The organism is Candidatus Nomurabacteria bacterium, assembly GCA_023898525.1.
Taxonomy (GTDB): Bacteria; Patescibacteriota; Minisyncoccia; order Phycocordibacterales; family UBA918; genus OLB19.
This window is the reverse complement of sequence record CP060227.1, coordinates 704,679-729,039: the sequence shown is the minus strand read 5'-3', so window position 1 is coordinate 729,039 and position 24,361 is coordinate 704,679. Positions and strand designations below refer to the sequence as shown.

Annotated in this window: 20 protein-coding genes; 5 read left to right on the top strand and 15 right to left on the bottom strand. The window is 41.6% G+C overall.

What is annotated here, in order from left to right:
- Window positions 1-130 precede the first annotated feature (130 nt).
- From H6779_03520 to H6779_03505, 4 genes are all read right to left on the bottom strand, one after another.
- Window positions 131-2,482 (bottom strand): right-handed parallel beta-helix repeat-containing protein, encoded by a 2,352-nt coding sequence (locus tag H6779_03520; protein USN87456.1) that lies wholly within the window; start codon window positions 2,480-2,482, stop codon window positions 131-133.
- 10 nt (window positions 2,483-2,492) lie between these two features.
- Window positions 2,493-3,395: a hypothetical protein gene (locus H6779_03515; protein USN87455.1), complete on the bottom strand. Its 903-nt coding sequence runs from the start codon at window positions 3,393-3,395 to the stop codon at window positions 2,493-2,495.
- Between the two features lie 92 nt (window positions 3,396-3,487).
- Window positions 3,488-4,351 (bottom strand): ribosomal RNA small subunit methyltransferase A, encoded by an 864-nt coding sequence (rsmA, locus tag H6779_03510; protein ID USN87454.1) that lies wholly within the window; start codon window positions 4,349-4,351, stop codon window positions 3,488-3,490.
- 81 nt (window positions 4,352-4,432) lie between these two features.
- Complete coding sequence (locus H6779_03505) at window positions 4,433-6,391, bottom strand: UvrD-helicase domain-containing protein (GenBank protein ID USN87453.1); 1,959 nt, start codon at window positions 6,389-6,391, stop codon at window positions 4,433-4,435.
- 453 nt (window positions 6,392-6,844) lie between these two features.
- Between H6779_03505 and H6779_03500 the strand changes: the two genes are divergently transcribed.
- Entirely contained in the window at window positions 6,845-7,795 is a 951-nt protein-coding gene (locus H6779_03500) for a peptidoglycan DD-metalloendopeptidase family protein (GenBank protein ID USN87452.1), read from the top strand.
- Window positions 7,796-7,859: 64 nt separating this feature from the next.
- Here H6779_03500 and H6779_03495 read toward each other — a convergent pair whose 3' ends face one another.
- The 8 genes from H6779_03495 to rpsO form a co-directional block, all read right to left on the bottom strand.
- Window positions 7,860-8,126, bottom strand: a complete 267-nt coding sequence (locus tag H6779_03495; protein ID USN87451.1) for a hypothetical protein — start codon at window positions 8,124-8,126, stop codon at window positions 7,860-7,862.
- 45 nt (window positions 8,127-8,171) lie between these two features.
- On the bottom strand, window positions 8,172-8,648 hold the full coding sequence (locus tag H6779_03490; GenBank protein ID USN87450.1) for an alpha/beta hydrolase: 477 nt from the start codon (window positions 8,646-8,648) through the stop codon (window positions 8,172-8,174).
- 68 nt (window positions 8,649-8,716) lie between these two features.
- The gene (locus tag H6779_03485; protein USN87449.1) at window positions 8,717-10,231 is read right to left on the bottom strand and encodes a YifB family Mg chelatase-like AAA ATPase; all 1,515 of its coding nucleotides are present in this window, start codon (window positions 10,229-10,231) and stop codon (window positions 8,717-8,719) included.
- Between the two features lie 16 nt (window positions 10,232-10,247).
- Window positions 10,248-10,619 carry a hypothetical protein gene (locus tag H6779_03480; protein ID USN87448.1) on the bottom strand — a complete coding sequence of 124 codons (372 nt, stop codon included), beginning with the start codon at window positions 10,617-10,619 and terminating at the stop codon, window positions 10,248-10,250.
- 4 nt (window positions 10,620-10,623) lie between these two features.
- Window positions 10,624-12,438 (bottom strand): hypothetical protein, encoded by a 1,815-nt coding sequence (locus H6779_03475; protein ID USN87447.1) that lies wholly within the window; start codon window positions 12,436-12,438, stop codon window positions 10,624-10,626.
- Window positions 12,439-12,473: 35 nt separating this feature from the next.
- Window positions 12,474-14,591: a polyribonucleotide nucleotidyltransferase gene (locus tag H6779_03470; GenBank protein USN87446.1), complete on the bottom strand. Its 2,118-nt coding sequence runs from the start codon at window positions 14,589-14,591 to the stop codon at window positions 12,474-12,476.
- Between the two features lie 157 nt (window positions 14,592-14,748).
- The gene (locus H6779_03465; GenBank protein USN87445.1) at window positions 14,749-15,324 is read right to left on the bottom strand and encodes an NYN domain-containing protein; all 576 of its coding nucleotides are present in this window, start codon (window positions 15,322-15,324) and stop codon (window positions 14,749-14,751) included.
- Window positions 15,325-15,421: 97 nt separating this feature from the next.
- Window positions 15,422-15,688, bottom strand: a complete 267-nt coding sequence (gene rpsO / locus H6779_03460) for a 30S ribosomal protein S15 (GenBank protein USN87444.1) — start codon at window positions 15,686-15,688, stop codon at window positions 15,422-15,424.
- A 182-nt stretch (window positions 15,689-15,870) separates the two neighbouring features.
- Here rpsO and H6779_03455 point away from each other — a divergent pair, with 182 nt between their 5' ends.
- From H6779_03455 to H6779_03445, 3 genes are all read left to right on the top strand, one after another.
- The gene (locus H6779_03455; protein USN87443.1) at window positions 15,871-16,788 is read left to right on the top strand and encodes a tyrosine-type recombinase/integrase; all 918 of its coding nucleotides are present in this window, start codon (window positions 15,871-15,873) and stop codon (window positions 16,786-16,788) included.
- A gap of 88 nt (window positions 16,789-16,876) precedes the next feature.
- Window positions 16,877-17,299: an NUDIX hydrolase gene (locus H6779_03450; protein ID USN87442.1), complete on the top strand. Its 423-nt coding sequence runs from the start codon at window positions 16,877-16,879 to the stop codon at window positions 17,297-17,299.
- A gap of 129 nt (window positions 17,300-17,428) precedes the next feature.
- On the top strand, window positions 17,429-18,562 hold the full coding sequence (locus H6779_03445; protein USN87441.1) for a tetrahydrodipicolinate N-succinyltransferase N-terminal domain-containing protein: 1,134 nt from the start codon (window positions 17,429-17,431) through the stop codon (window positions 18,560-18,562).
- 64 nt (window positions 18,563-18,626) lie between these two features.
- Here the strand turns inward: H6779_03445 and H6779_03440 are convergent, their stop codons facing one another.
- Window positions 18,627-19,355: an EamA family transporter gene (locus H6779_03440; GenBank protein ID USN88299.1), complete on the bottom strand. Its 729-nt coding sequence runs from the start codon at window positions 19,353-19,355 to the stop codon at window positions 18,627-18,629.
- A gap of 420 nt (window positions 19,356-19,775) precedes the next feature.
- On the opposite strand from H6779_03440, the gene H6779_03435 reads away from it, so the two are divergent.
- Window positions 19,776-22,358, top strand: a complete 2,583-nt coding sequence (locus H6779_03435; GenBank protein ID USN87440.1) for a DUF2339 domain-containing protein — start codon at window positions 19,776-19,778, stop codon at window positions 22,356-22,358.
- A 61-nt stretch (window positions 22,359-22,419) separates the two neighbouring features.
- Here the strand turns inward: H6779_03435 and H6779_03430 are convergent, their stop codons facing one another.
- On the bottom strand, window positions 22,420-23,340 hold the full coding sequence (locus tag H6779_03430; protein USN87439.1) for a hypothetical protein: 921 nt from the start codon (window positions 23,338-23,340) through the stop codon (window positions 22,420-22,422).
- A 5-nt stretch (window positions 23,341-23,345) separates the two neighbouring features.
- Window positions 23,346-24,287 (bottom strand): hypothetical protein, encoded by a 942-nt coding sequence (locus H6779_03425; protein USN87438.1) that lies wholly within the window; start codon window positions 24,285-24,287, stop codon window positions 23,346-23,348.
- Between the last annotated feature and the right edge of the window lie 74 nt (window positions 24,288-24,361).

The window sequence follows — 24,361 nt, the reverse complement described above, 5'->3', positions numbered from 1 at the left end:
GTTTTCTTATTCATGATAACCTCCACAAAAAAAATAGTCAAAGGAGCAGGAAACACAAACAACTTTCCTTATTTAAATATATCACACCACTCACAGATATTAAAGTAATAGTTCACTATTCTTTAGAACACTACTGCGCATACGCTCCAATGTCCTCAAAACCTCCACCCACGGTTGGTCTTAAGAAGTCTGGTGAGCTTGGGTTGGTGCTGATGAACTGGACGGTGCCAGAGCGTTGCCAGGAGTTGTTGGTGACTTTAGATTGAGCGCCAGAGGAGATGAAGCCAAGAGGTTCGTTAGAGGAGATGTTGGCAGTAGCAGAATTGATAGCGTCGCCGAAGGTGTGGGCTTGACCATTTTGCCAAGTGGTATTATAGCGGAAAGTAGCATTAGTACCTCCATTATAGTCCAGAGCAGTAGCCCGGTTAGAGTAGACAATATTACGTTCAGCCAGAGTATTGAAGCTTTGACCTTGTGAACTTCCGGCCTTAATACCATTCCCGTCACCACTAGCAATACCGTTAGAGCTAACAATATTATAGCCAAAGTAGGTGTTGGTAGAACGCCAAGCATCTATACCGTCATCAGAGTTGTGGTAGACCAAACAATGTTCCACTCGGTTACTGTCACCAGAGGCTATTGACACACCATCAGCCTGTCCACCGTCAGCAAATCCGGCGCTGGTTAATCCAGCATCAGAACTGTCGTGGACAATACAGTTGCGGATGGTGTTGCGAGAGCCGTATTGTCCGTACGGATAGTTGGCGTATGGACTAAAGACTTTGATGCCATCTAGGGTGCTACCATGAACATATACACCATCCAATATATTGTCTGTACCTTCTATAAAGATACCTTCTCTTGGCATGTTTCTAATTTCGATATTTCTAAGAACATTGTATTTTCCGTTTACTCGTATAAGTACACCAGTCCCCTTCGCATGCTGACTACCGTCAAACACCGCTTTCTCTCCCAGATAACTTTCAAATACTATTGGATTAGAGGCTGTACCTTGTTTATAGAAAGGAATGTTTTGTGTTACCTGATAAGTTCCCCCTCTTAGGAATACCACATCTCCCGCCCCTGCCTTACCAATAGCCGTCCAAATATCACACGGCATCGCCTCAGAGCAAGCGGTACCGGAACCATTAGGGGCAGCGAAGATGGTACCACTGGAAAGTGGAGTAGCAGTGATTGGTTGCGGTCCAATTGGACCACTAAGACCAATTGGTGGGGTGGTGGTGTTAGGGTCAGTTGGGGTGATCACAGTTCCGCTTCCCAGTATGTCTATCAGTTGTTGCAATAGTTGTTCGGTATTACCAGTATTCGTCGTACTATCCGCTCCCGCCTGTGCATTATCAGCTCTTTGTTGTCCTTGTTGTTCGGCTTGGTTGGCCGCTTGGTTGTAGGCGTTGGTGGAGCTGGCGTTGGTGATGATAGCCGCTTCGGCAGAACTGGCTGTTTGTTCGGTAATAGCAGCATCCAGGTAGGAGGTACCGTAGCTAGGGTCGGTGTAGCCGGTACCACCAGAGAGACCAAGGAGTCCGGCCGCGCCTTCCAGGGACTTTTGTGCCAGTTGGCCCACCAGAGCACCAATGATCTCACCGATCTCATCAGCGGCGATGAGGCTGTCGAGACCGGCCCCAAGGTGGTGGTTAAGAGTTTGGTTGATGACTTGTCCCGGAGTAGAGACAGCACAACGTTCTCTGGTAATCGCTCCGCCGGTGATGATGGGGATTTGGGAACAGATGGCTTTGGACATGAAACCGTCACCGAAGTTTAGGAAACGGGTGGCGTTAACTTGTTGGTTGTTGATTCTGAGAGCCGCTTCACCACTGACGGAGAGGAAGTTACCATAGGGGGTATAGGTGTTGGGTCTGGTGGTGACAGTGTACCAAGTGTCCCAACCACCGTCATTGAAGCTACCGTTAACAAAGTTGTCGATGTTGGCAAGAGCACCTTCGAGGCTGCAGTAGGTGGCGCCAATTGGGTAACCGGCGCGGTAGTGTCTTTGGTAGCCGATGTTGAGGGCGATTTGGAGGTCAAGTCTAAAGGGGCGGCAGACAAAGGGGGCGATACCGAGTTCGTTGACGAATTCACCAAAGACTCGGTCTCCAACCCGGGAGAGGTAGTATTCCAGGTCTTGGACAAAGGCGGGGGAACCTTGGAAACCGGAGTTGATCCACCTGACCACACTGGCAGTCATGACAGCGATCATGCCCTTGGCCACACTCCAGGCTAAGGGGTCCCAGACTAGTTCCTTGAATCTGATGACCGACTCAATAGCCGCTGACATCACGTTGGCGGCGGCACTGACGGCTTGTTCGGCCAGACCCATCAACTGACCACTGAAGGTGGCGACTCCGGCTTCGGCGTGGTTGACTTGGTGGTATGGTTGAGGGATGTATACACTGACAAAAGAGAGGGTGAGGGTGAAGAGGAAGGTGAGGGTGGTTTGGAGGAGGTGGTGGAGGGTGGGCATAATATCAAGTTTATTGACGTTTAAAATCCGGACTAAACTGTATAAAGATAATTGCCGGATCATTTTCCTTAAAGACCTCCACGTGTTTTTCTAGTGCCAAATAAACATTTTGAAAAGCATAGTAAGACCCCTTAACATCATCTTCGTAACGCTTCATGCGTATCAAGGTTAAAGCTGGATCTTCTTCAAGTTTAGCCATGGCATCAACATCATAAAATAAGGCATTATAAACATTAATAAGATCAAGATGCTCTTTGACAAAAGAACGTGGCACCAGTATAGCCAACGTATCATTTAATGTCTTCTCGTACATATCAGCTAAGGTCTGAAGTTTTTCGATACCGTTATCATCTTGACCATTTATAATACGTTGAAGAACCACAGACTCAGTCTCAGCTCCTTTGACACCATTATCAATAATAGCTGCTGCTAAGGCATTACCGTAGTTGCGAATACTATCATCAGACATATCGTCTGTGACAGTGATATCTCGCTGATCATATATTTTATCATTGGCTTTGTCGGCTAAATTTGTAACTAAGTCATCAACAATTTCATCATTAGATGAACCAAATGGTGCATAGACTTTAGATGACAACAATTCTCTGATTAAAGTAATACCCATCTGTCCAGTTATCGTGGTCGGTGGAGTATAATTCTCAGTTGTACTGGAAATAACAATCTTGTCTGCTGACAAAAACTCTTCCTGCCAATCTTCCAAACCATCATCGTTCGAGTCTTTAACTTCAATGAAGTTACGAGGTGGAGCTTCATTCACAACCGCCAGCGAGGCATCTTCTGAGGGGGTTTGTGCGACCTCTCTATTCATATTATTTATTACTAAAGCACCGGCCACCATGGCAAACCCGATAACAGAGGCACCAATAATTTTTGAGTCTAGTTTTTGCAGCATAAAAACATTATAGCAGGTAAATACACCAGGAACACACGGTACTAATTACTTCTCTGTGTATAGACGACTACAATCTTTTCTGTAGTTAGTTGTTATTGCTCTGTTTCGATAACGTTTCTCGACGTCGATAGTTCTTTTGCTAACCTTAACCATATCTCTATGGACAAATCCTCTCCCCTTACGTCACCTGGTATAGACAAAGAAGAGAAAATTGAGGTAAGCAATGGACGGTCATACTCGCGACTTAAGTTACTTAACAATTGCTTGCGTTTATTACCCAAACCAAGATGAACCAACCGAAAAAACAACTTGAGATCCAAGGCCTGAAAACTGTCACGGTTTATGTCATAAATACTCAATATAGCCGAATCAACCCTTGGCTTTGGATTAAAATGCCCTTTAGTGACTGTTTTAATATAAACCGGTGAACCAAAAGCCTTTACTGACAATGACAAAATCGACTCTTTTGCGTCGCGAGCAATCCGCTCGGCTAACTCTTTCTGAATCAAAAAGGTCAAATTAATCGGTTGTATATCGGTTTCCAATAACTGCCGAAGTAAATAACCAGACAAATAATAAGGTATATTAGCGATAACTTTAAAACCATGATCTTTAAGACCAAGGTTGTTAGGAGTAACCTCTCTGACGTCACCATGAATTATTGTTAATTTTTGTTCTTTTACGTAATCAGTAAAAGTATTATTCAAACTTTCCACCGCCCGCTGATCAGCTTCGATAGCTATTACCCGCGCTCCATGAGCCAATATAGCTCTGGTCAACATACCAGTTCCCGGACCAATTTCTAAAACCACATCATCCGCTTCTAACTTAGCGGCTTCACACATCCACCTAGGTACCACATCACTGGTAAGAAAATTCTGCCCCAAAGATTTTTTGTGAACAAATTTGTCTGATTGATTTTCAACACCATTATCTCCACCCTTACTTCTATTCATACGCTGAGCATACATTATATAGGTATAGAATTACAAGATTAAAGGGGCAAAACCGAAGGTTTTGCCCCTTTAATCTTAAGTTTAATCAAGAAAAATAGTAGTTTCGTAGCCGGAAGAATCACCATAACCATTAGGGTTACCGCTTTCTACGTGTTCTGTACTTATGTCATTCAAAAATGAAGATGGTATATTCACCCGCTGACTACCGTAGATAGTGCGCATATGGGCGTAAGTTAAATAAAGTTTCTTGCTAGCCCGTGTCAATGCCACATAAAACAACCTTCTTTCTTCCTCATGGTCAATCCCAGCATCATCCAAGCGTTCATGCGGGAACAACCCTTCTTCTAATCCAGCGATAAATACATAAGAAAATTCCAATCCTTTTGCCGCATGCACGGTCATAAGACGTACCGCATCATGTTCATCCTTATCTTTCAATTCGTCTTGATCACTTTGCAGACTAGCTGTTTCCAGGAGCTGTTCAACCGCCTCTTCCGGACCAAGCTCATCGTAACGCTGGCCAAGAGTGACCAATTCCTGCAAGTTTTCCAAGCGAGACAAATCATCCTCTGTCCCTTTCTTTTTTAAATCAGCTTCTATACCCGTCCGTTTGATAATAAATTTTAACGTCTCAGACAAAGGTTTCGTCCTAGCCTCATCTGCAATGTCACTCATTAACTGATCAAAGCGACTAACTTTTTCAAGAGTTGCTCCGGTTAATTCTGACCGCCGACCTTCTATAACTTTAAGCATTGTCACCTTACCAATACCACGGGTCGGTTCATTTATAACCCTAGCCAGATCAGCTGTACTACCTGGATTTAGAGCTAGGCGTAGATAAGACAAAACATCCTTAACCTCCTTACGCTCGTAGAATTTAGTGCCAAGAAGCTGGTATGGCACAGCACAATTTAAGAAAGCTTCTTCTAAAGCCCGGGACTGGAAATTAGTTCTGTATAAAACCGCAATCTCTGCTGGACTAACCCCTTCTTCGATCAATGATTGCGCCGTCATAGCTATGTACTCTGCCTCATCAATTCCTGTCATAGCCGCATAGAGAGTAATCTTTTCGCCATGATCATTGCTGGTAAATACCGATTTTGGCACGCGGTTTTTATTTTTTTCTATTACATCATTTGAGGCCGCAATGATAGTTTTAGTTGAACGATAATTTTCTTCAAGCAAAATTGTTTTTGCGCCAGCAAATTCACGCTCAAATTGCAAGACGTTTTTTATGTCAGCACCGCGCCAAGAATAAATATTTTGGTCGATATCCCCCACTACACAGATGTTTTTCACCTCTCCTGCCAACTGCTTGGCAATAGAAAACTGCACGGCGTTAGTATCTTGATACTCGTCAATGTGAATGTATTTGTATTTATTTTGCAACTCTTCCCTAACCTTAGGATAGTTTTGGAGTAAAGATAATGTTTTAGTGAGAAGATCATCAAAATCCAAAGCATGCTCTTGCTTAAGGATATCTTCGTAATGACCCCACACAGTAGCTGCTACTTGGTCAGGCAAACTTTTGGCAGACTCGCGCAGCTCACTGATCGTTTTAGCGTCACCTTTTGCTCGTGAGATTTTACTTAAGATCTTTTTTGGTTCAAACTCTTTTGGATTATAACCACCCCTCTCCAAAGCCGCTTTGACCGTACGCAAACTGTCAGACCGATCATAGATAGTAAAATGACGACGCAAATTAAGAGTTTCGTGATATTGACGCAAGATTCGCACCCCCAAAGAATGGAATGTAGCAACGGTTGGCAGAGCATCAATAACCGCTCGCTCACTGGGTGGATACTTTTTTATTAGAACCTCAACCCTTTCGCGCATCTCTTTAGCCGCCTTATTAGTAAAAGTTACCGCTAATATGTTATACGGTGCAACTCCTTGGTGGAGTAAATGAACAATCCGATGAGTAATTACTCTAGTTTTTCCAGAGCCGGCACCAGCTAAGACTAAAAGTGGACCTTCAGTAGCCAAAACTGCCTGCCGTTGAGCTGAATTTAGCCCTTCTAAATATGGTTGATCAGACATGAAACACTACTATACCATGCCACCCTCTTCACAACCTGTTGATCACGCGTTCCTGGACTCATATTTTTGCAAGACTTTATCGCATACTTGTCAATAGATATTTCGAGGCTAAAAATAAAGTTAAATACGACCTATCTACAATTTCTAAGAAAAATGTGAATTCGTCAATTGCGATTGGTTGTACGTCTAGTAAAATTACAGTCATACCTTGAATTAGATAAGGTAGTAGTTTAAAAGAGGCGTTTTACGTCTTTTTTATTTCCGGTAAATTTACTGTAGTGTCAGCGTGGCGGTGAGTCCTTAAATAGATTTAGTATTCAACCTAACATTCAAGAGTCTGATTCTAATAACAATTCTTCAGAAACCAATCAGACGACATATAAAAGAGCACCGTATTCGAACTTAAGCGTCGTAGTTGAATATGTATTTATACTCTCAATAATCATAATTCCTTTGTCAGTAAAGGCTGGTTTTTTTGATAAATCTTCAACTACCCCACTTGAAACAGATTCAAATAACACGGCAGCCACTTCACCAATTGATATTCCTTTACTATCAGCCAACCAAGCCCCTGATTCATCACTTGGCGGACGTGGCGGAGCTGAAATAATAGTCGATGATGGAGTTTTGGTATCTTCCGGACCAGTTGGTGAAGATGTGATCGCCTTGAATCGCACTTCAAACGGTGAAATCAGCATCTACACCGTTCGCGAAGGCGATACCTTGTCACACGTAGCCGAGATGTATGGAGTAACGGTAAACACTATACTTTGGGCCAACGATTTGACTAAAGCCACCAGTATCCGTGCCGGACAAACTTTGATCATTTTGCCAATAGCCGGAGTTCGTCACGTAGTTAAGAAAGGTGACACCATAAATTCAATTGCTAAAAAATACGAGGGTGATGCTGAAGAAATTCTTTCTTATAATCAATTGGCCAGCGCTGATGGACTTGAAGTTGGTTCTGTGATTGTTGTACCTGGTGGTGCTATTCATTCAGCTCCGGCCATAACCACTTCAGCTAAGCCGACTAAAACCTCCGGCTCTACCTCCGCCAGTAGCGCTGGCTTTACTCACCCAGCCCCCGGAGCAGTAAAAACACAAGGTATTCACGGTTATAACGCAGTAGACTTAGCTGGATCAATTGGTTCAACTATTAGAGCAGCTGCGGCCGGTGAAGTTATTGTTTCTAAGAGTTCTGGTTGGAACGGAGGCTATGGTCAATACATTGTAATCAAACATAAAAATGGCACTCAAACCCTCTACGCCCACCTTTCTCGAAACGATGTTGGAGTCGGAGCCTACGTCAGCCAAGGACAGACTATTGGAGCCATGGGTAGCACCGGAAAATCTACCGGCCCCCATCTTCACTTTGAAGTCCGTGGAGCAAAGAACCCTTTCTAACCTAAATGAATTGGAAGTAAAATAAAATGAAAACCCCGCACCTACGGCGCGGGGTTTTCATATGTTACTTAGAATATTTCTTTATCCAAGATAACGTTTCTTTCAACAACTCTGTTTCTGTCCCCTCTTCGTCAAAGCAGTGAGTAGCACCGTTTATTATGGTGAGCTCCTTTGGTTCTTTGGCGGCTTTGTAATAAGCTCTACTCCCCTTAAGTAGTATTCCTTTTTTAGCAGCAATGATTTTGATTGGCTTTTCTAGTTTACTAACAATATCCAGTTCGTTTTTAGCATTAAATTTTTCCCACTCATCAACAAATTCTCCACTTAACAAATATTCAAAACTATCTCTAACCAACCAAAAGTGTTGGTTGTTAAATTAAATTTTACTTAACTCCTGCTTTATTCCTTTTTCCAAATACGATGGTTCCCATAATATAACGTTGTCAAAAAGCGATTTATCTGCCTTTAAAATTACAATACTACCGATACTGTGACCTATAACAGTAATATTTTGATACTTGGGTCGTAAATATCTAAGAACGGTATTGAGGTCATTAGCGTGGGTCGCTAGAGAGCATTCACTTAACTTACGGTGCTTTTTATCAGACCACCAGTAAAATGCCGATCTAAAAACATCTATACCCTTTTTAGGGAAATTGTGAGCTGCATTGTAGAGGCTTCTTTCGTTTGGACTGCCTGTAAGGCCATGCACTGCCACTGCTACGGCCTTATTCTTTTTGGTTCCAGTGTTGTGAAAACAATAGATCTTTTTGTTATCTTTTGTTTTTAAGTTAAATACTCGTTCCATATAAATCTTTTTATTCGTCAATATTTTCAAATCTTTCGCTATCATAATTTAGGAATAAGGTTAGTTTTTCAGGGTTTGGCATTTCATTTATTCTAGCAAATATTACCCTTATTCTAAACTTGCACTCTATACTGCAACGCTTCCAGTACATGCTTAGTTCCTATGTCATCAGTTTCGTCTAAGTCGGCAATGGTACGAGCGACTTTGATCAGTCTATGATAACTGCGGGGTGAGAGGTTTAGTTTTTGGGAAGAAAGTTTTAAAAGATCTGATACTTCCGTACTCAAAGTAATAGTATGGTCAATGTCGCGACTGGTCATTTCGGCATTGGTGTTTGCTTCCCTGCCCGCGAAGCGGTTACTTTGGCGAGTGCGCGCGGTAGCGATTTCTTTTCTTGCTTTGTCTGTCTCTCCGATAGTTCGTTTCAAGTTAGACAAGGTCTCATAATCAATATGTGGTACTTCAATCCAAAGATCAATGCGGTCTAAGATTGGTCCGGAAATTTTACCCTTGTAAGTCTCTTGCATAGCGCGAGCTAAGTTAGTAGTCCCGTCTTCAGTACCACGGTAAGGGTTCATAGCCGCAACTAAAATAAAGTCAGCCGGAAAAAGTGCAGTGCCTTGAATACGAGAAATACTTACCACTCTATCTTCAAGTGGTTGGCGAAGTGCGTCTAGGCTTCGTCTTTCAAACTCGGGAAACTCATCCATAAATAAAACACCTTTGTGAGCTAGGGTCACTTCGCCCGGCTTAGGATTGGTACCACCACCAACCAGGGCTGTGTGCGAAGCGGTGTGGTGTGGAGCACGAAATGGTGGTGTGCTGGTAATAGCTTCCCCGCTGCCACTTAATGAATGAATAGCGGTGACAGCCAACGCATCCTCTCTAGATAAGGGTGGCAGAAGTCCCTGAAAGGCACGGGCTAACATAGTCTTACCAGTACCGGGCGGACCAACCAGAATAACATTATGCCTGCCGGCGGCCGCTATGATAAGCGCTCTTTTGGCACTTTCTTGTCCTTTGATGTCCTCTAGAGTTACCTTGCCTTCCGTCCAATTATTATCGTCTAGGTTGGTTGTTGGTTGAATATTTATAGTACTATGTTCAGGGTGACTTTTATCTATATGCCTTATTACTTCACTTAAGGTTTTAGCTGGAAAGACTTCTATTCCGTCTATTAAAGCTGCTTCTTTAGCATTATTCCATGGAACAACTATTTGCTTATAGCCATTTTGTTTGGCGGCCATAGTGATATTTAAGACTCCTCGAATCGGTCTTAGACTACCGTCTAGTCCTAGTTCTCCTACGTACAAAATATCCTGATTTCCGCTAAGTTCTCCAGCCGCTTCCAGATAAGCAATGGCAATTGGCAGATCAAAAAGTGGACCCTCTTTTTTCAGGTCAGCTGGTGACAGTGAGATGGTAATTTTTTGATTCTTGCTCTTAGGAGATTCAAAGCCCGAATGCTTGATAGCACTACTGATACGATCTTTAGACTCCTCGATGGCTTTGCCAGCCAAACCTACGATCGAAAATGAATGCAGACCTCGGGCGAGGTCTGCTTCAATTCTGACTAACGTGCCAGATAGAATATGTGGTTGAATGGTATGTACTAAGGCAACGCTCATTAGTACATATTATAACTTATAGTGGCAGATTCTGTTCTTCGTTCATGTGTTCTTTGCAGGTGCGAGCGGTTGGTTTATAAGCTAGGCGATCTTCTTCTATCGGATGATTGTCAATTTCACAAATTCCAAAAGTCCCAGCTTCAATTTTTTCTAAAGCTCGTTTTATATTTCTGTATTCAATCTCAAGATCACTCAGCGTAGCTTGACGCTCCTCTTGTTCTTCCGATATATCAGCTTCGGTGTTCATATCAGCCTCCACCTGGTGATCTGCCGGTCTTTCAATCCAATCACCTGTTTGCTTATCTTGTACCCCTAAAGACTCAAGCTCACCGGTAATTTGTACGAGTTGTTCCTCTAATTTTTGTTTGTAGCCGTTTATGTCAGTCATAATATTAGTTGTTAATTAAGGTTAGTAACTTTCCAAGAGCAGTACTGCTTCTCGTAATTATTATAGTATTACTATCTAAGAAACCATAGATAAGTTCTTCTTCACCGTTTGAATTTTTTAGAACCCTAACATCAACCCCTCCAATAGTAGCATCAACATAAGTGACCTGCGACTTATCCTTTTCCTCAATAAACAAAAGTTGTTCGGAAGAGGTGGAAGTATCCGTCACAACCGGAACATCAGTGGGTAATTGGAAAACATCAGCCAAATCATCACGCATGGTATCCTCCCAAAGTAACATACCACCAATTCCCGCAACATTGTCTGCCACCTTAAGAGCGATGTATGGATCAGTGAATTGTATCCCACCAAAATACAAGTAATTGATAGATTGTTTAAAGTTACTATCTAGTTCAATACCCAGGAATGACAAAAGTGCACTGGGTTTTATTAGGTTGTTTTTCTCAGCTGTTGTTGTGAAGGCAAACTGTGTAACCGTATAATCATCCGCCTCATATTCAGTGATGATACGCTGAATAAAGTCTTCTTTGTTGGTTATTGGTTGATAGAGCAAATTTAATTCAGCCGCTTTAATAACTCGCGGGTATTCCTCAACCTGTACTACACTAATTTTATCCTTATTATGATACCAAATAGTACCACCGATACCACCTGCTACTAAAACGATAAAAACAGCCGACACTACAAAAGAAACCGTGTTGGTGTTAGCTGAGAGGAAAAAGCCCTTGTGCTCTCTATTAGGAGCTGACGAATTAGATTGTTGTCCCTTGGACCTTGGTAAGACCTGATCGGCTAAAGTAGCGGAAACACCTGATGACGAAGCGGTCTCTTCTTTCTTATCTGATGTAACCGGTTTACCACCCCCTTGTTCTTGTGATTCTGGTCTAACCTGAACCTCACCTGACTTACTTGCCGCTTCCCACGCTTTTGACCCGTCATCAACCTCTCGCTCTTCAACCAAGTCCTTCTTAGACACTGCTTTAGTATGAGCTTCTTTCTGTTTCGCTTCAGACCTTTTTACTTCATCTAGATTGTTAACTATAATTTCATTCTGTGTCGTTACAAACCCTTTTGGTTGTTCCTGCTTAGCTGAAACAACAGCATCTTCTCCGGTCTTCTCCTCAAGAAGTTCATACATGGTATCAGTGTCTGGTGTCCAAATAGTCTCAGGAGAATCATCTACCGTGTTATTGGTTTTGTTTGGAACATTATGCTCATTATGCTCATCCTGTTTTTTGCTATGTCGCTCACGAATTCGCTCCTGAATATTTTCATGATCTCCAGATATAATCTTTCCGGTTTGAGAAGTGGCCTTTTGAATTACACCTTTTCGCCTAGTGGTTTCAGGTACAGTATATTTAGGAGCTTTTTTTGCTTGTCGCTCAGCCTTTTTTTCTTTAAACCAACTCTTGATTGATTCAATAGTTGCAGTAAATACATTAAAGCGATCTTTCTTGGTATCAGTAATTATCGTGGCTGACCCAGCGCCCTCATTATCAATAACCACTTTATTATTCTTGGTATGGTTTTTTTCTGAAACTGTGTCAGATAGACTCACCCACGAGGCACCACCGTGAGCTTTTGGACCAGAAGCAGTATTGTAGTTGGCCGGTAAATTGACAAGTTCAGACCTAAGATCCTGAGAGTCATTTTTCTCAATATGACTATCAACAATAGCCTGTAGTGAAGGTGTTACTTTGCTTGTTTTACCTTGTATTTTACCTTCATGTCGGGCTTGGTCAGAAGAGAAGGTTCTAAGACCTGACAATTTTGTCTTTGTCTTTTCTTGATTGTCCATTGTTACTAGTATCTCACAAAAACGCTGATTTGTTACTAGTTACCTGTGGCTTTTTTAGCCATAAAATCTGGATCTGCTTTCTTTATTGACAATCCTATTTTACCGTCTTCAATTTTAGAAACCACGACCGGAACAACATCCCCAACCTTAAGCACACCTTCGACTGACTCAATCCGCTCTGGAGCAATTTCTGATATATGTATCAAACCTTCATTATAATCATCAAGTTTGGCAAAAGCACCAAAAGTGGCTATTTTGACTACAGTAGCCTCAGCTCGCTCACCTACCTCATAACGTTTGGTAAGAGACTTTATTTTGTCACTAGCTAGTTTTGTAGTGCCATTTTTTCCGGTAATAAAGACCGTGCCATCGTCCTCAATATTGATTTCCTCCACCCCTGACTCATCCTTTATAGCGTTTATGGTCTTACCGCCAGAACCAATGACCAAACCAATTTGCTCTGGTAATATGTTTAAACTAATTACCTCAGGAGCATTCGGAGAAATGTGCGGTCGGTGGGTATCTATAGTAGCGGTCATGGTATCTAATATATGTAGACGTGCCAACCGAGCCTTTTCCAAGGCTTCACCTAATATAGGTATACTGATTCCATCAACCTTTACATCCATTTGAATTGCCGTTACTCCCTCTGTGGTCCCAGCTACTTTAAAGTCCATGTCTCCAAATTCATCCTCCGGTCCTTGGATATCGGTAAGGAGAGCATGGCCGTTTTCATAAATCATAACTCCTGAGGCGATACCGGCTACTGGTCGCTTGATTGGTACACCACCATCCATCAAGGCCAAGGTCGAAGCGCAAACTGACCCCATCGAACTTGATCCGTTACTTGACATAGTTTCTGATACCAGCCGAATGGTGTACGGAAAGGCATCTTTATCCGGCACAACTGGCTGTAGTGCTTTTTCCGCTAATGCCCCATGGCCAATCATGCGACGATTAAATCCACCAACCCTTCCGGTTTCACCAACAGAAAATGGAGGAAAGTTATAATGGTGCATAAAGCGCTTCTTCACCTCACGCTCCTCCATGGTGTCTATCATTTGTGCTGCATCCGGTCCACCTAAAGTCAAAGCAGAAAAAATGCGAGTACCACCACGATAAAAAATTCCCGAGCCATGAAGAACCGGTGATACTCCCCCAGCTTGTGCATACAGTTCTCTAACCTCGTCCATACTTCGACCATCCGCCCGCTTATTATTCAACACCGCACCCTTGTGAAGCTCTAGGTCTATCATATCTTCAAAGAAATGCCCGGCCAATTTTTCGCTAACATCATCTTCTAATTCTCCCACGGCTTTTAGAAAATCTTTTTTTAATTCATATATATGATCTTTACCGGCCCGATTACTAAACATAGTATCTTCCAGCTGAGTTTTAAAAACTGAATTATATAAGCTTACTAAGCTCTCTGGCAAAACAGGCTCTTCCACTACACGTTTTTCTTTTCCAAGTTTCTCAATAATTTTGGTTTGAAATTCTTCTAACACCAAATGATGAGACGAGGCGACTTCCAACGCTGTGATTATTTTATCTTCGCTAATTTCGTTAGCACCAGTTTCGATCATATTAATTTTTCCGTCCTTACCACAAGCCAAAATCTCAAATTCTAGGTCATCAGCATCACGCTCCTTATAAGTTGGATTAATTATAAGTTCGTCTTTACTTGCACTTTTAGCAATACGAACTGCCCCAACCGGACCTTGCCAAGGTATATCAGAAACACTAAGTGCCAACGATGCACCAATCACCCCAAGAACGTCTGGATCATCTTCACCCATCGCTAGTACAGTCACCACTACTTGTACATCAGTTTTTAGATGAGAAGGAAAAAGTGGACGAATGGTACGGTCAACAATACGAGCTGATAAAATCGCTTCGTCACTCGGTCGACCTTCACGACGCATAAATCGACTGCCGAGAATTTGACCGGCGGCATAAAATTTTTCTTCAAACTCCACCGACAATGGGAAGTATGGTAGGTCTGTGTCCCGACTTCCCATAACTGCAGTTACCAATACGACTGTCTGCCCATAAGTCATAATGACCGAACCATTAGCTTGCGCTGTCATGTCATTAAACTCAGCAGTCAAAGTTTTCTCTCCAAGTTTAGTTGTAAATATTTCTTTTTGCATGATTATTCTTTTTACTTATGACAACCCCTTCTGGTTTTAGATTTCAAGGTTTTGAAATCTACTAATCAAAAGAGCTTGTCGCTAATAACTATGAGCATAACAAAAACGCGACTAGGCACAAGTGCCTAGTCGCGTTTTATGTGTTGGATTCAGAATTCTATAGATCATCAGTTCTTGCCTGTCTTTTTTTTACCTGCTTTCTAGATCCTGTTTTTCGACGTCCAGTTTTGTAGCCAATTAAAAATTCTTGCGGATTTTCATCCATATCGATAAAGTCATCTACCACTTCTCGCAAACGAGATGAAGCCGATCGGCCAAAAGTAATCACCTCAACTTGGCAACCCTGACTTTTTACATATTCCACCATAGGAATAAAATCTCCGTCACCACTAGCCAAAATTATTGAATCAACTTTATGTGCCAGTTTGACAGCATCTATCGCGATTCCCACATCCCAGTCGGCTTTTTTGGCGCCACCATAAAAAATTTGTAAGTCCTTGGTCTTGATCTCAATTCCAACCTTCTCCAATGCCTCGAAGAAAGCACTCTCCTCTCCACTCTCAGTGTTGACCACATAAGACAGGGCACGAATTAATTTTCTACCACCCAAAGCACTTTTTATAATCGCACCAAAATTTACTTTTGACTTATATAAATTCTTCGCGCTGTGATATAAGTTTTGTGTGTCTATCAAAATTGCCACCCGTTGATCGGGGTGTCTAATTATTCTCATGAATTAATTTATTAAAATACTTTTTATAATTATTAAAAACCTTCTGACTACACTATAGCTCGAAAAAACAAAATGCTCCAGAGCGGAGCATAATGTTTTATCGCTTAAGACCGAGATTCTTGAGAGTAGCTTTATAGGCTTTCTCGTCTTTCTTCTCTAGGTACTTAAGATGTTTGCGTCGGTCGGCTACCATCTGTAATAGTCCACGACGAGAGTGAAAATCTTTCTTATGCTTGCGCAAGTGAGTTGAAAGTTCTTCAATCTGTCTGGTGAGTAGCGCCACCTGAGCTTCCGGTGAACCGGTGTCAGCATCATGACGACGATTACTCTTTAATACATTCTCCTTTACTCTTTTTGTTAACATAAAATTTTTGTGAAACGTCTCTCTTATACTAGATACGCACCGTGAGTGCCTATAAGGAGTACGCAGTGATAACCGCGAAGGTTGGAATTACTATAGCATAAAAAAAGAATAAAAGCAAGTCAGGCCAAGAGTTAGACAGGCTGTCAAAGCCATGGTTAATTTTACTATGTATAATAGTGGGTATGAAGCTTGTCGAACTAAAACAACAATTTCTAGAGTACTTGGAAATCGAGAGGGGACGAAGTGTAAAGACGGTGGAGAATTATGATCGCTACATATCCAGATTTTTTGATTTTAGTAAGGCAAAACTCCCTAGAGATATTACCGAGAAACAGGTGCGTGAATTTCGACTCTACCTAAACCGTCAAGCCGGAACCAAAATTGGTGGTAAAACAGAACCCATGAAACGTCGGACTCAGAACTATTATCTCATTGCTTTACGCGCGTTTCTCAAGTACTTACGTAAGCAGGGTGTAGAATCTTTATCACCCGAAAGAATTGAGTTAGCCAAAATTCCCGAGCGCTCACTGGACCTAATCTCGACCGTGGAACTAAATCGTCTTCTTAATGCACCATCAACGGACAGCCTCGAAGGTAAGCGTGACCGAGCTATCTTGGAACTTCTGTTTTCGACCGGTCTGCGTATTTCTGAACTTTGCTCCTTGTCGATTGATGATATCGATTTGTCTCGTGATGAGTTTTCCGTCAGAGGTAAGGGTGACAAAATCCGGGTGGTGTTTTTGTCCGACGAAGCCAAGTCAGCGATCAAAAAATATTTAGCGGCTCGCAAAGACATGGACGATGCTCTCTTCATTCGCTACGGTAAAAAGGCTCATGTCGGTGAGGACGCACGCATCTCCCCGCGCGCAGTACAAAGACTTCTCAAACGCTACGCCGCCAAAGCTGGTATTGTACGCAAAGTTACTCCGCACGTTATCCGTCACAGTTTTGCGACTGACCTCTTAAGCAACGGTGCTGACCTCCGCTCAGTGCAGGCGCTCCTTGGTCATGCACACATCGGTACCACTCAGATCTACACTCACGTCACTGACGCACACCTAAGAGCCGTCCACAAAAAATTCCACTCGAAGCGGAAGTAGAAAATTTCAATTAAAATTCTAAAATCAAAATTTAATTTTCAAAAAATAATTTTGAGTAAATTTATAACCAATGTATACTCCATCAACTATGAACGAGATACCAGAATGTTTTTATCGAGTAAGCGTAAAGGCACTAGTGCTAAATGAAACCAGAGACAAATTTTTAATTTGTAAGGATAAGGATGATTATTGGGATGTGCCAGGTGGTGGGCTTGATTGGGGTGAGACTATACAAAAAATGTTAACAAGCGAAGTAAAAAAAGAGACAGGTCTCTTGATAACTGAAATGGCAGATAGACCTTCTTACTTTGTAACTGACAAAAGTGTAAGGTTTGGTTTTTGGATTGTAAATGTTTTGTATGAAGCTAAGTTCAACAGTCTCGACTTCACCCCATCTGATGAATGTGTAGAGATAAGATTTGTTAGCAAAGAAGACATTACAAATCTCAAAGTCTTCCCTTCAGTAACAAAGTTAGCGGACATGTTCAAACCAGAAAATCATAAAAAATAATTATTAGCATAAGCACATTATCCTCAGGCGTTACCTATATTAAATTTCTGCACAAAAATAACAAACGTGGTATTGTTGTTTCGGCTGTTCAAGACAGTTATTTTCCAACAAAATTTTCGGGAGAAAATAATGAATAAAGAAATTATCACAAAAGATGATTTTAATCAGTTTGTAGCACAAATTGAAAAGCGTGCTGGTTACAGACGACCTCTAGCCTTTGGGTTGGGAATAGCACATGTAGATAAAAATGGAGAAATACTTGATACCTTTTTTCCTTTACCACAATATAAAGGTAGCTACGGAACTGCAGCTATTTTAGCTGATGTGGTCGGGGTATATGGTACTGAAACCTATAAGGTCAGTAGTGAAATACTTGCTAAAATTTTAAGCAAGTTTGCACCGTTTATAAAAGATGGTCAGTTTCATGAAAACATTGAGGCTATCAAGACTATGTACGAAGCAGCGCAAGCCTTTGAGAAAAGTAGTGTTCGTAAAAAAGTTGTTGTTGTAACCTTTATTGATGTCCCTGATTATGATACTGGTCCTAGGACTGTGTCTGATGCATTCTTGCGTTTACATTTACTCAGCCATCGAAAGGTTAAGCCAAATGAAATAAACTTAGATGGTATTTTTGGTGTACTAAAAAATCTTGCTTGGACTAATGAAGGACCGATTCATCTGGCTGAACTTGAGGAAAGACAGCTACAGGCTCAAATCCAAGGGCATCCTTTGCATATTAATGCAGTGGATAAGTTTCCTCGGATGGTAGATTATGTAATTCCTTCGGGGGTTCGTATAGCCAATGCTGCTAATGTAAGACTAGGTGCTTATCTGGCAGAGGGTACTACGGTGATGCATGCGGGGTTCGTAAACTTCAATGCAGGAACACTTGGAACTTCTATGGTCGAAGGTCGTATTTCAGCGGGAGTAGTGGTTGGTGATCAAACTGATATCGGTGGTGGTGCATCTATAATGGGCACACTTTCTGGTGGTGGTAAAGAAAAAATCACTATCGGAAGAGGATGTCTTTTAGGTGCTAATGCTGGTACAGGTATATCACTTGGCGATCTCTGTGTTATTGAAGCTGGTCTTTATGTAACCGCTGGTATGAAACTCTTCTACAAAGGTGAGGAAATTAAAGCCAAGGAACTTTCTAGTGTTGACGGTATAACTTTCTGGCGCAATGGTCTAACAGGACAAGTTGAAGCTCAGGATAAACCTAATAAAATAACTCTCAATGAGGTTTTACACAGCGGTAATTGATTTGATCTCTGAGAACTTAGCAGCCTATGCGTATCCCTGCATAGGCTGTCTTTTTATTTATAGCCTACCCCATCAACACCACCGCCAAGATAGAAAGTACAATCGCCACCACCTTTCTAGTGTTCCAGTGTTCGTTATAAAAAATAATTGAAAGTACGATTGGGATAACAATGTAGAGTGAGGTGATGGTGTAGACGACAGCTAAAGGTCCGTTGTGTGAAAATGACATCATTAAAGTGGTAAAAGCTGTCATTTGTATAAGACCAATAATGAATGCTAGTTTGAAAAAACTACTATCAAGCGGTTTTACTTCTACGGTGTTAGATTTTGATCTATTATTTTTGTGTAAAACTAAACTAGCGGTGGCTAGTAATATGTTTGCAATACCGGCAAACAAAAGTACAGCTGAAAATAAATTTGCTCCTAGTTTATAAATTGCTGCTCCGATGCCAGATAAAAATGCACTGATGATTATGAGAATTAATCCACGTTTTAAATTTTCCTGTCGATTGTTTTCAATTCTATTTATAAGTAGTAACGGCACTAAAACTCCAAAGAGTATACCGGCCCATTCAGATATGGTTAAGTGTTCGTTGAATACCATTGCTCCTATAAGTAAAGCAAATAGCGGACTGATAAATTTATGTATTGGTAAAGCAATTGTAGTATCTATATAACGGAGAGAATCCATGCGTAAATTGGAATTAAATAGATATATTACTCCACTAAGTAAAGCGAAACCTAAGATTATCCAAGATATCTCACTATAACCTTCAACGAAACCAGCTATTATAAAAGTAACAACTCAAGCTATTCCAGAGCTGACACCATTTAGTAAATTAGAATTATAGTTTCGGGCCACTCCTACTTTTTGTCCAAAAATATGAAGTCCGGAAAAGACGAGGGATACAACCGCAAAAATAAACCAAGTTTCCATAATGGCGAGAGTATAGCATTTTTGAAAAGGTTATACATATGATATGTGTGCTAAGAATTGAATATTGATAAAAATAACCAAAAAACGACCTTTTCCGTCACAGACTTCTCCTCAAGGTCGCACCTTCGTTATTTTTATTTGGAAGTCCCGCGCCGTAGGCGCGGTGCTTTTCATCCTTACACTTCAAACTCACACATTTTCCATTTTCACTGGGGATAAAAAGTACTGTCTATTCTTTATCCGTGTTTCATACTAGAAGCATAATCTATATTTATCATGACTTTTATATTAACGATTTTATTATTCGCGCTATTTTTATCACACTTAAAACTTAAGGAGAGGTTCAATGAGCTAGAGAAAAAAATAAAGCCTTTGATTTCCACCGCTGTTGCTTCCGACGAAAAAGATCTGGTAAGTGAACAACGTGAGAACGTTCCACTTACACCACCTCCACCAGCCCAAACCGAGACTGACAATACACCTGACCAGTTCGCATCTTCAACTGAAGTAGACTACGCACCAAAAGTTGTACATGAAGTTGCATCTAAGGAAGAAGACAAGGAATTCTTTCTCGTCAGTTGGTTTAGAGAAAACACACTAATCAAGATCGGTAGCATCATCTTTTTCTTGGGCGCGGTTTGGCTGGTAACTTACGCGGTGGTAGAAAGCGTTTTCTCACCACTGGTTTTGCTTCTACTTGGCTTTGTTTTGGCTTTACTGGCCTATCTAGTTGGTTTTTATCGAGCCAGTATATCAACCACTGAGTATGTAGTACTAACCGCACTTGGTACCGGAATCATCAGTGCCACCATTTTTACTGCCAAAATTATCGCCACACCACTACCGCCAGTATTGGCCCTTGGTCTTCTTGTCATTGGTCTCGTTTATACTATATATGTATCATGGCAAACAAATACCAAATGGTTGGCAATCGTGACCGCCTTGGCCGGACTCTTAATTCCAATGCTAGTAGGAGTCGCGGGTGAAGGAGCTTGGATCCTCACTTATCTACTAATCTTATCGGTTGGACTTTTGTTTGTTGGCGTCAAACAAGAATGGCGAACTCTGTCGATGATCTTAACGTTGGGTGTCAGCTTTTATGAATTAGGACTTCTGAGTTACATGAACGGTAATGTTCTTTGGTTCTTTGTTGTCATCTTTACTATTTTATTTTTCGTTAGCGTAACCATGAGTTTTATAAAAACCAAGGAAGCACGCACCACCGATGTTCTTAGTCTAGCTATTGCCGGTCTGGTTTTTGTTTTCTTTGCTTCACAAATTGCCCTTAGTGCAGGATTGGCCACTACAATTGCAACTATTGCTCTAGCGGGAGTAGCTTATTTGTCCTTGGTACGAAATTATCCAATCAACATCACCGCGACTTATATTGCCTTTTCACTGGTCAGTCTCCTTATCGCCACCAGTTTTGTATTCTCTGGCTTCACAGAAATTTTAGCTTACACCATAGAAATTACGGCTGTCTTTTTTATCGTCACGTACCTTGGCTTACCAGAACGCGTCATGCGCCTCGTTGCTTTTGGCTACCTATTACCTCTCATCACCTCTCTTTCTTCCTTCGACACAGTCGCTTGGAAATACGGAATCCTGCACGCCGACGCTTTTGTCCTCTATTCAGTTATGACTTCGTTTATCATCAGTGCCCTTTGGCTTTCACATAATAAAACCTTGGCCGTCTATCGCTGGAACCGACCCTTGGCCGGACTATTTGGCGCCATTGGTTATTTTTACACTTTAGGTGTGTCAGCCCAAGTCACCTCTTCTATATTTAGTGGCGATACTGCCCTAGTGATGTTGTATGTTGTTTGGGCACTAATGTCTCTCGCTGGAATTTACTACACCACTCATCGTCAGCTAGCCAGTCGAGTAATTGTAGCCACCAGTCTCACCTTAATTCCTCCAATCATGGCCAGCCTTTCCTCCCTCACCTCCCCAGCTTGGCGCGAGGGAATATTTCATATTCACGGATTTGGTGTCGGTGTAATGTTTGGTGTAATGATTTTGAGCACCCTACTCTTTACTCAAATATTCACGGCCGAATACAATCAATCTCTTAAGCGCTCGTTGGGTGTAATGATTGTGGTTACGATATCATATATATTCATTGCTTTGTCAGCTATTTTTGATAGCTGGTTACCGTACCCTGTTGGTTCTGTTTTAACCTACAGCTCTTACATTATTATTCTTTATGCTCTTATCTCACTATTTACCATTCTGCAAACTAATCTTAAGTGGGTTGGCGTTGCTCTTCTGGCACTAATTTTGCCATTATTATTATCTTTTGATTCCTTTGACTTCTCTGGCTGGGAACAATCTGAGGTAATAAAACCTCTGGGTCTGTTTATAGTTATAACAATCATGACCTTAATCGGGGTCGGTCTACGCAAGTATTATCGCACCACCAACCCTGAAGATCGGGAAAAAGTTACATCCTGGAGCAAAACCATTCTAATTACCGCTTCACTTTTTGCCGTTGGCTACTTTTGGTCACTTACACATTCATTTTTAAATCCCGACAAGGCAGTGGCACTTTCTCTCTTTGTTTTCACAGTAATTGGACTCGGTTTATACCAATATGGCAAGAGAACTAAAAGGGGTGACTACAAGCGAGCTGGTCAAGCCTTGTTGATATTTGTGGTAGCACGACTCGTAATCATCGACGTCTGGAGCATGGAACTCTTGTGGCGTATCGTTACCTTCTTGGGAATTGGCGTTCTGTTTATCACAACCGCTCTACTGGAAAAGCAAAACGCAGGATTAACTAATAAATCACCAAATAACAAAAACGATTTCATACCATCTTCAGAGACCAGTAAAAACTCCGACGATCTTGATGTCTAAATAAACTAAAACACCCCGCTGCCTACGGCAGCGGGGTGTTTTAATTTATTCGTTCTTCACCCTACCTCGCTATACTATACAACCCCACCACCGCCTCAAAACCTTTTTTGTTTTTAGACCAATCCATTCCCTCACGAGAACTAAGCTCTACTGTGATGGCCGGAATCCCGATAGAAGCTAGCCAACCCTCAGCATCACCGCTAATTGGATAAGCATCAAAACTATCAACTGACTTATACAGTGCAGCGTTAGCGTATGTATTCATAAGAGATAATGTCTCTGGCAGAATTCCATTTTCACACTCTGAAGCATAGACCGCGTTAGCCTGACTGTGCCAAAAGACCACAGCTGCTGGATCTGTCTTTTCTACAAAGTTTCTAAGAGCAGCCGCTTCTGGTTCTGAAAAAGCATTGTCACCAGCATCCACTTCCTTGCCACGCCAAGTACTAGTTGGCTTCCACTTACAATCAAAGTTACGATTTAAGTCAACGTTATTGGCATTGAAGCGTCCAGTAGCGATTACATTAACGTCACTAGAAATTACATCTTGGGCGGTAAAACGTCCCTCTTTTCCAACGATCTTATATAGTCCGTCAGGGTTAAGAGCGGGAATAATTTCTATCTTCAATGTATCTGGTACTTTAATCCGATCGGTCTCCAGTTCATCAATAAACTGATAAGCTAAAAGAGTACTGTTCCATTCATAACCGCCATGTATACCGCCAACAAACAAAAGTGTTGTGTCACCCGTGCCGAAAGAATAACTTTCAATTACCCTTCCTTCCACCGAGTGCCCCACCGTACTTATATTAGAAGGCTCAGTATCATCACTAGTGATAATAGTCGAAGTACTTATATCTGACACTTCTGGCAAGGTTGATTTTTTCTTTTCCACCAGCATAAATCCAGCGGCCACTATAGCAATCGCACCAATTATTAGAACGATAACTAGCGGCAGTGATTTCTTTTGTTCTTGATCCATTATCATTATTCAGCGTAGTGCTTAAGGACCGCTTCAATACCAGCCCTGTTCTTGCTCCACTCAGTATTTTCACGAGTAGTTAATAGAACACTAATGGCCGGAATATTCTGTCCCGCTAACCAGTTAACCATGTCACCGGTTATTTCGTAATAATTAAACTCTTCATACGCTGGGTAACCAGCCGCCTTAGCAAATAAATTAGTTAGTGTCTTAGTTTCAGGCAAGATACCATTTTTACAACTAGATGAATACACACCACCAGCCGCACTATACCAAGCAACAACTGCCGTCGGCTGATTCTTCTTTACATAGTCTCTTAAAGCCTGGGTCTCCGGCTCAGAGAAAACGGTTTTTCCTCCACTAACCTCTCGGTCTTGCCAGGTACCAACCGGCTGCCACTCGCAATCAAAATTACGATTTAAGTCAACATTGTCGGCATTAAAACGCCCTTCCGTCTTTACCGCATCTGAAGCAACAACCTGAGCAGCGGTAAACTTACCGGATGTACCCGTTACCTTTTTAAGACCATCAGGATTAAGTACCGGAATAACAGTAACTGTTACATTTTCGGGAACTACGCTAGGATTACTCTTCAGCCAATCAATCATCTCAAAAGACATTAGGGCAGTATTCCATGAATAACCACCATGAATACCACCAACAAAAATTAGCTCTTGGTCACCGTCGCCAAAGTGATAAGCTAAGATATCCTCGCCACCAGCTGATTTTCCAATAGTACTAATCGGTCCTCGACTATCCATTTCTTCAACTGCAGTAGCTGACTCATCAACCATGTCATCAGATGTTACCGGCTCAACATCCGGAACAACAACTTTTTCTGTTTCATCTTTAGTGTAAGAAGCACCGTCTTGATTAGAATAAAAATAAAAAACCGCCCCCCCAATTACCAATAATGCAACTACAATAATAACTATAATATTTTTCATATATACATATTATATGTTAGTTCTCCAAGGTTGACTAATTATCCTTAATCAAATAATGATTAGCTTGTTAACTT

Excerpts from the sequence above, each read along its gene's own strand:
- H6779_03520 (USN87456.1), bottom strand. The coding sequence starts at position 2,482 with ATGCCCACCCTCCACCACCTCCTCCAAACCACCCTCACCTTCCTCTTC.
- H6779_03515 (USN87455.1), bottom strand. The coding sequence starts at position 3,395 with ATGCTGCAAAAACTAGACTCAAAAATTATTGGTGCCTCTGTTATCGGG.
- rsmA (USN87454.1), bottom strand. The coding sequence starts at position 4,351 with ATGAATAGAAGTAAGGGTGGAGATAATGGTGTTGAAAATCAATCAGAC.
- H6779_03505 (USN87453.1), bottom strand. The coding sequence starts at position 6,391 with ATGTCTGATCAACCATATTTAGAAGGGCTAAATTCAGCTCAACGGCAG.
- H6779_03490 (USN87450.1), bottom strand. The coding sequence starts at position 8,648 with ATGATAGCGAAAGATTTGAAAATATTGACGAATAAAAAGATTTATATG.
- H6779_03485 (USN87449.1), bottom strand. The coding sequence starts at position 10,231 with ATGAGCGTTGCCTTAGTACATACCATTCAACCACATATTCTATCTGGC.
- H6779_03480 (USN87448.1), bottom strand. The coding sequence starts at position 10,619 with ATGACTGACATAAACGGCTACAAACAAAAATTAGAGGAACAACTCGTA.
- H6779_03475 (USN87447.1), bottom strand. The coding sequence starts at position 12,438 with ATGGACAATCAAGAAAAGACAAAGACAAAATTGTCAGGTCTTAGAACC.
- H6779_03470 (USN87446.1), bottom strand. The coding sequence starts at position 14,591 with ATGCAAAAAGAAATATTTACAACTAAACTTGGAGAGAAAACTTTGACT.
- H6779_03465 (USN87445.1), bottom strand. The coding sequence starts at position 15,324 with ATGAGAATAATTAGACACCCCGATCAACGGGTGGCAATTTTGATAGAC.
- rpsO (USN87444.1), bottom strand. The coding sequence starts at position 15,688 with ATGTTAACAAAAAGAGTAAAGGAGAATGTATTAAAGAGTAATCGTCGT.
- H6779_03455 (USN87443.1), top strand. The coding sequence starts at position 15,871 with ATGAAGCTTGTCGAACTAAAACAACAATTTCTAGAGTACTTGGAAATC.
- H6779_03450 (USN87442.1), top strand. The coding sequence starts at position 16,877 with ATGAACGAGATACCAGAATGTTTTTATCGAGTAAGCGTAAAGGCACTA.
- H6779_03445 (USN87441.1), top strand. The coding sequence starts at position 17,429 with ATGAATAAAGAAATTATCACAAAAGATGATTTTAATCAGTTTGTAGCA.
- H6779_03435 (USN87440.1), top strand. The coding sequence starts at position 19,776 with ATGACTTTTATATTAACGATTTTATTATTCGCGCTATTTTTATCACAC.
- H6779_03430 (USN87439.1), bottom strand. The coding sequence starts at position 23,340 with ATGGATCAAGAACAAAAGAAATCACTGCCGCTAGTTATCGTTCTAATA.
- H6779_03425 (USN87438.1), bottom strand. The coding sequence starts at position 24,287 with ATGAAAAATATTATAGTTATTATTGTAGTTGCATTATTGGTAATTGGG.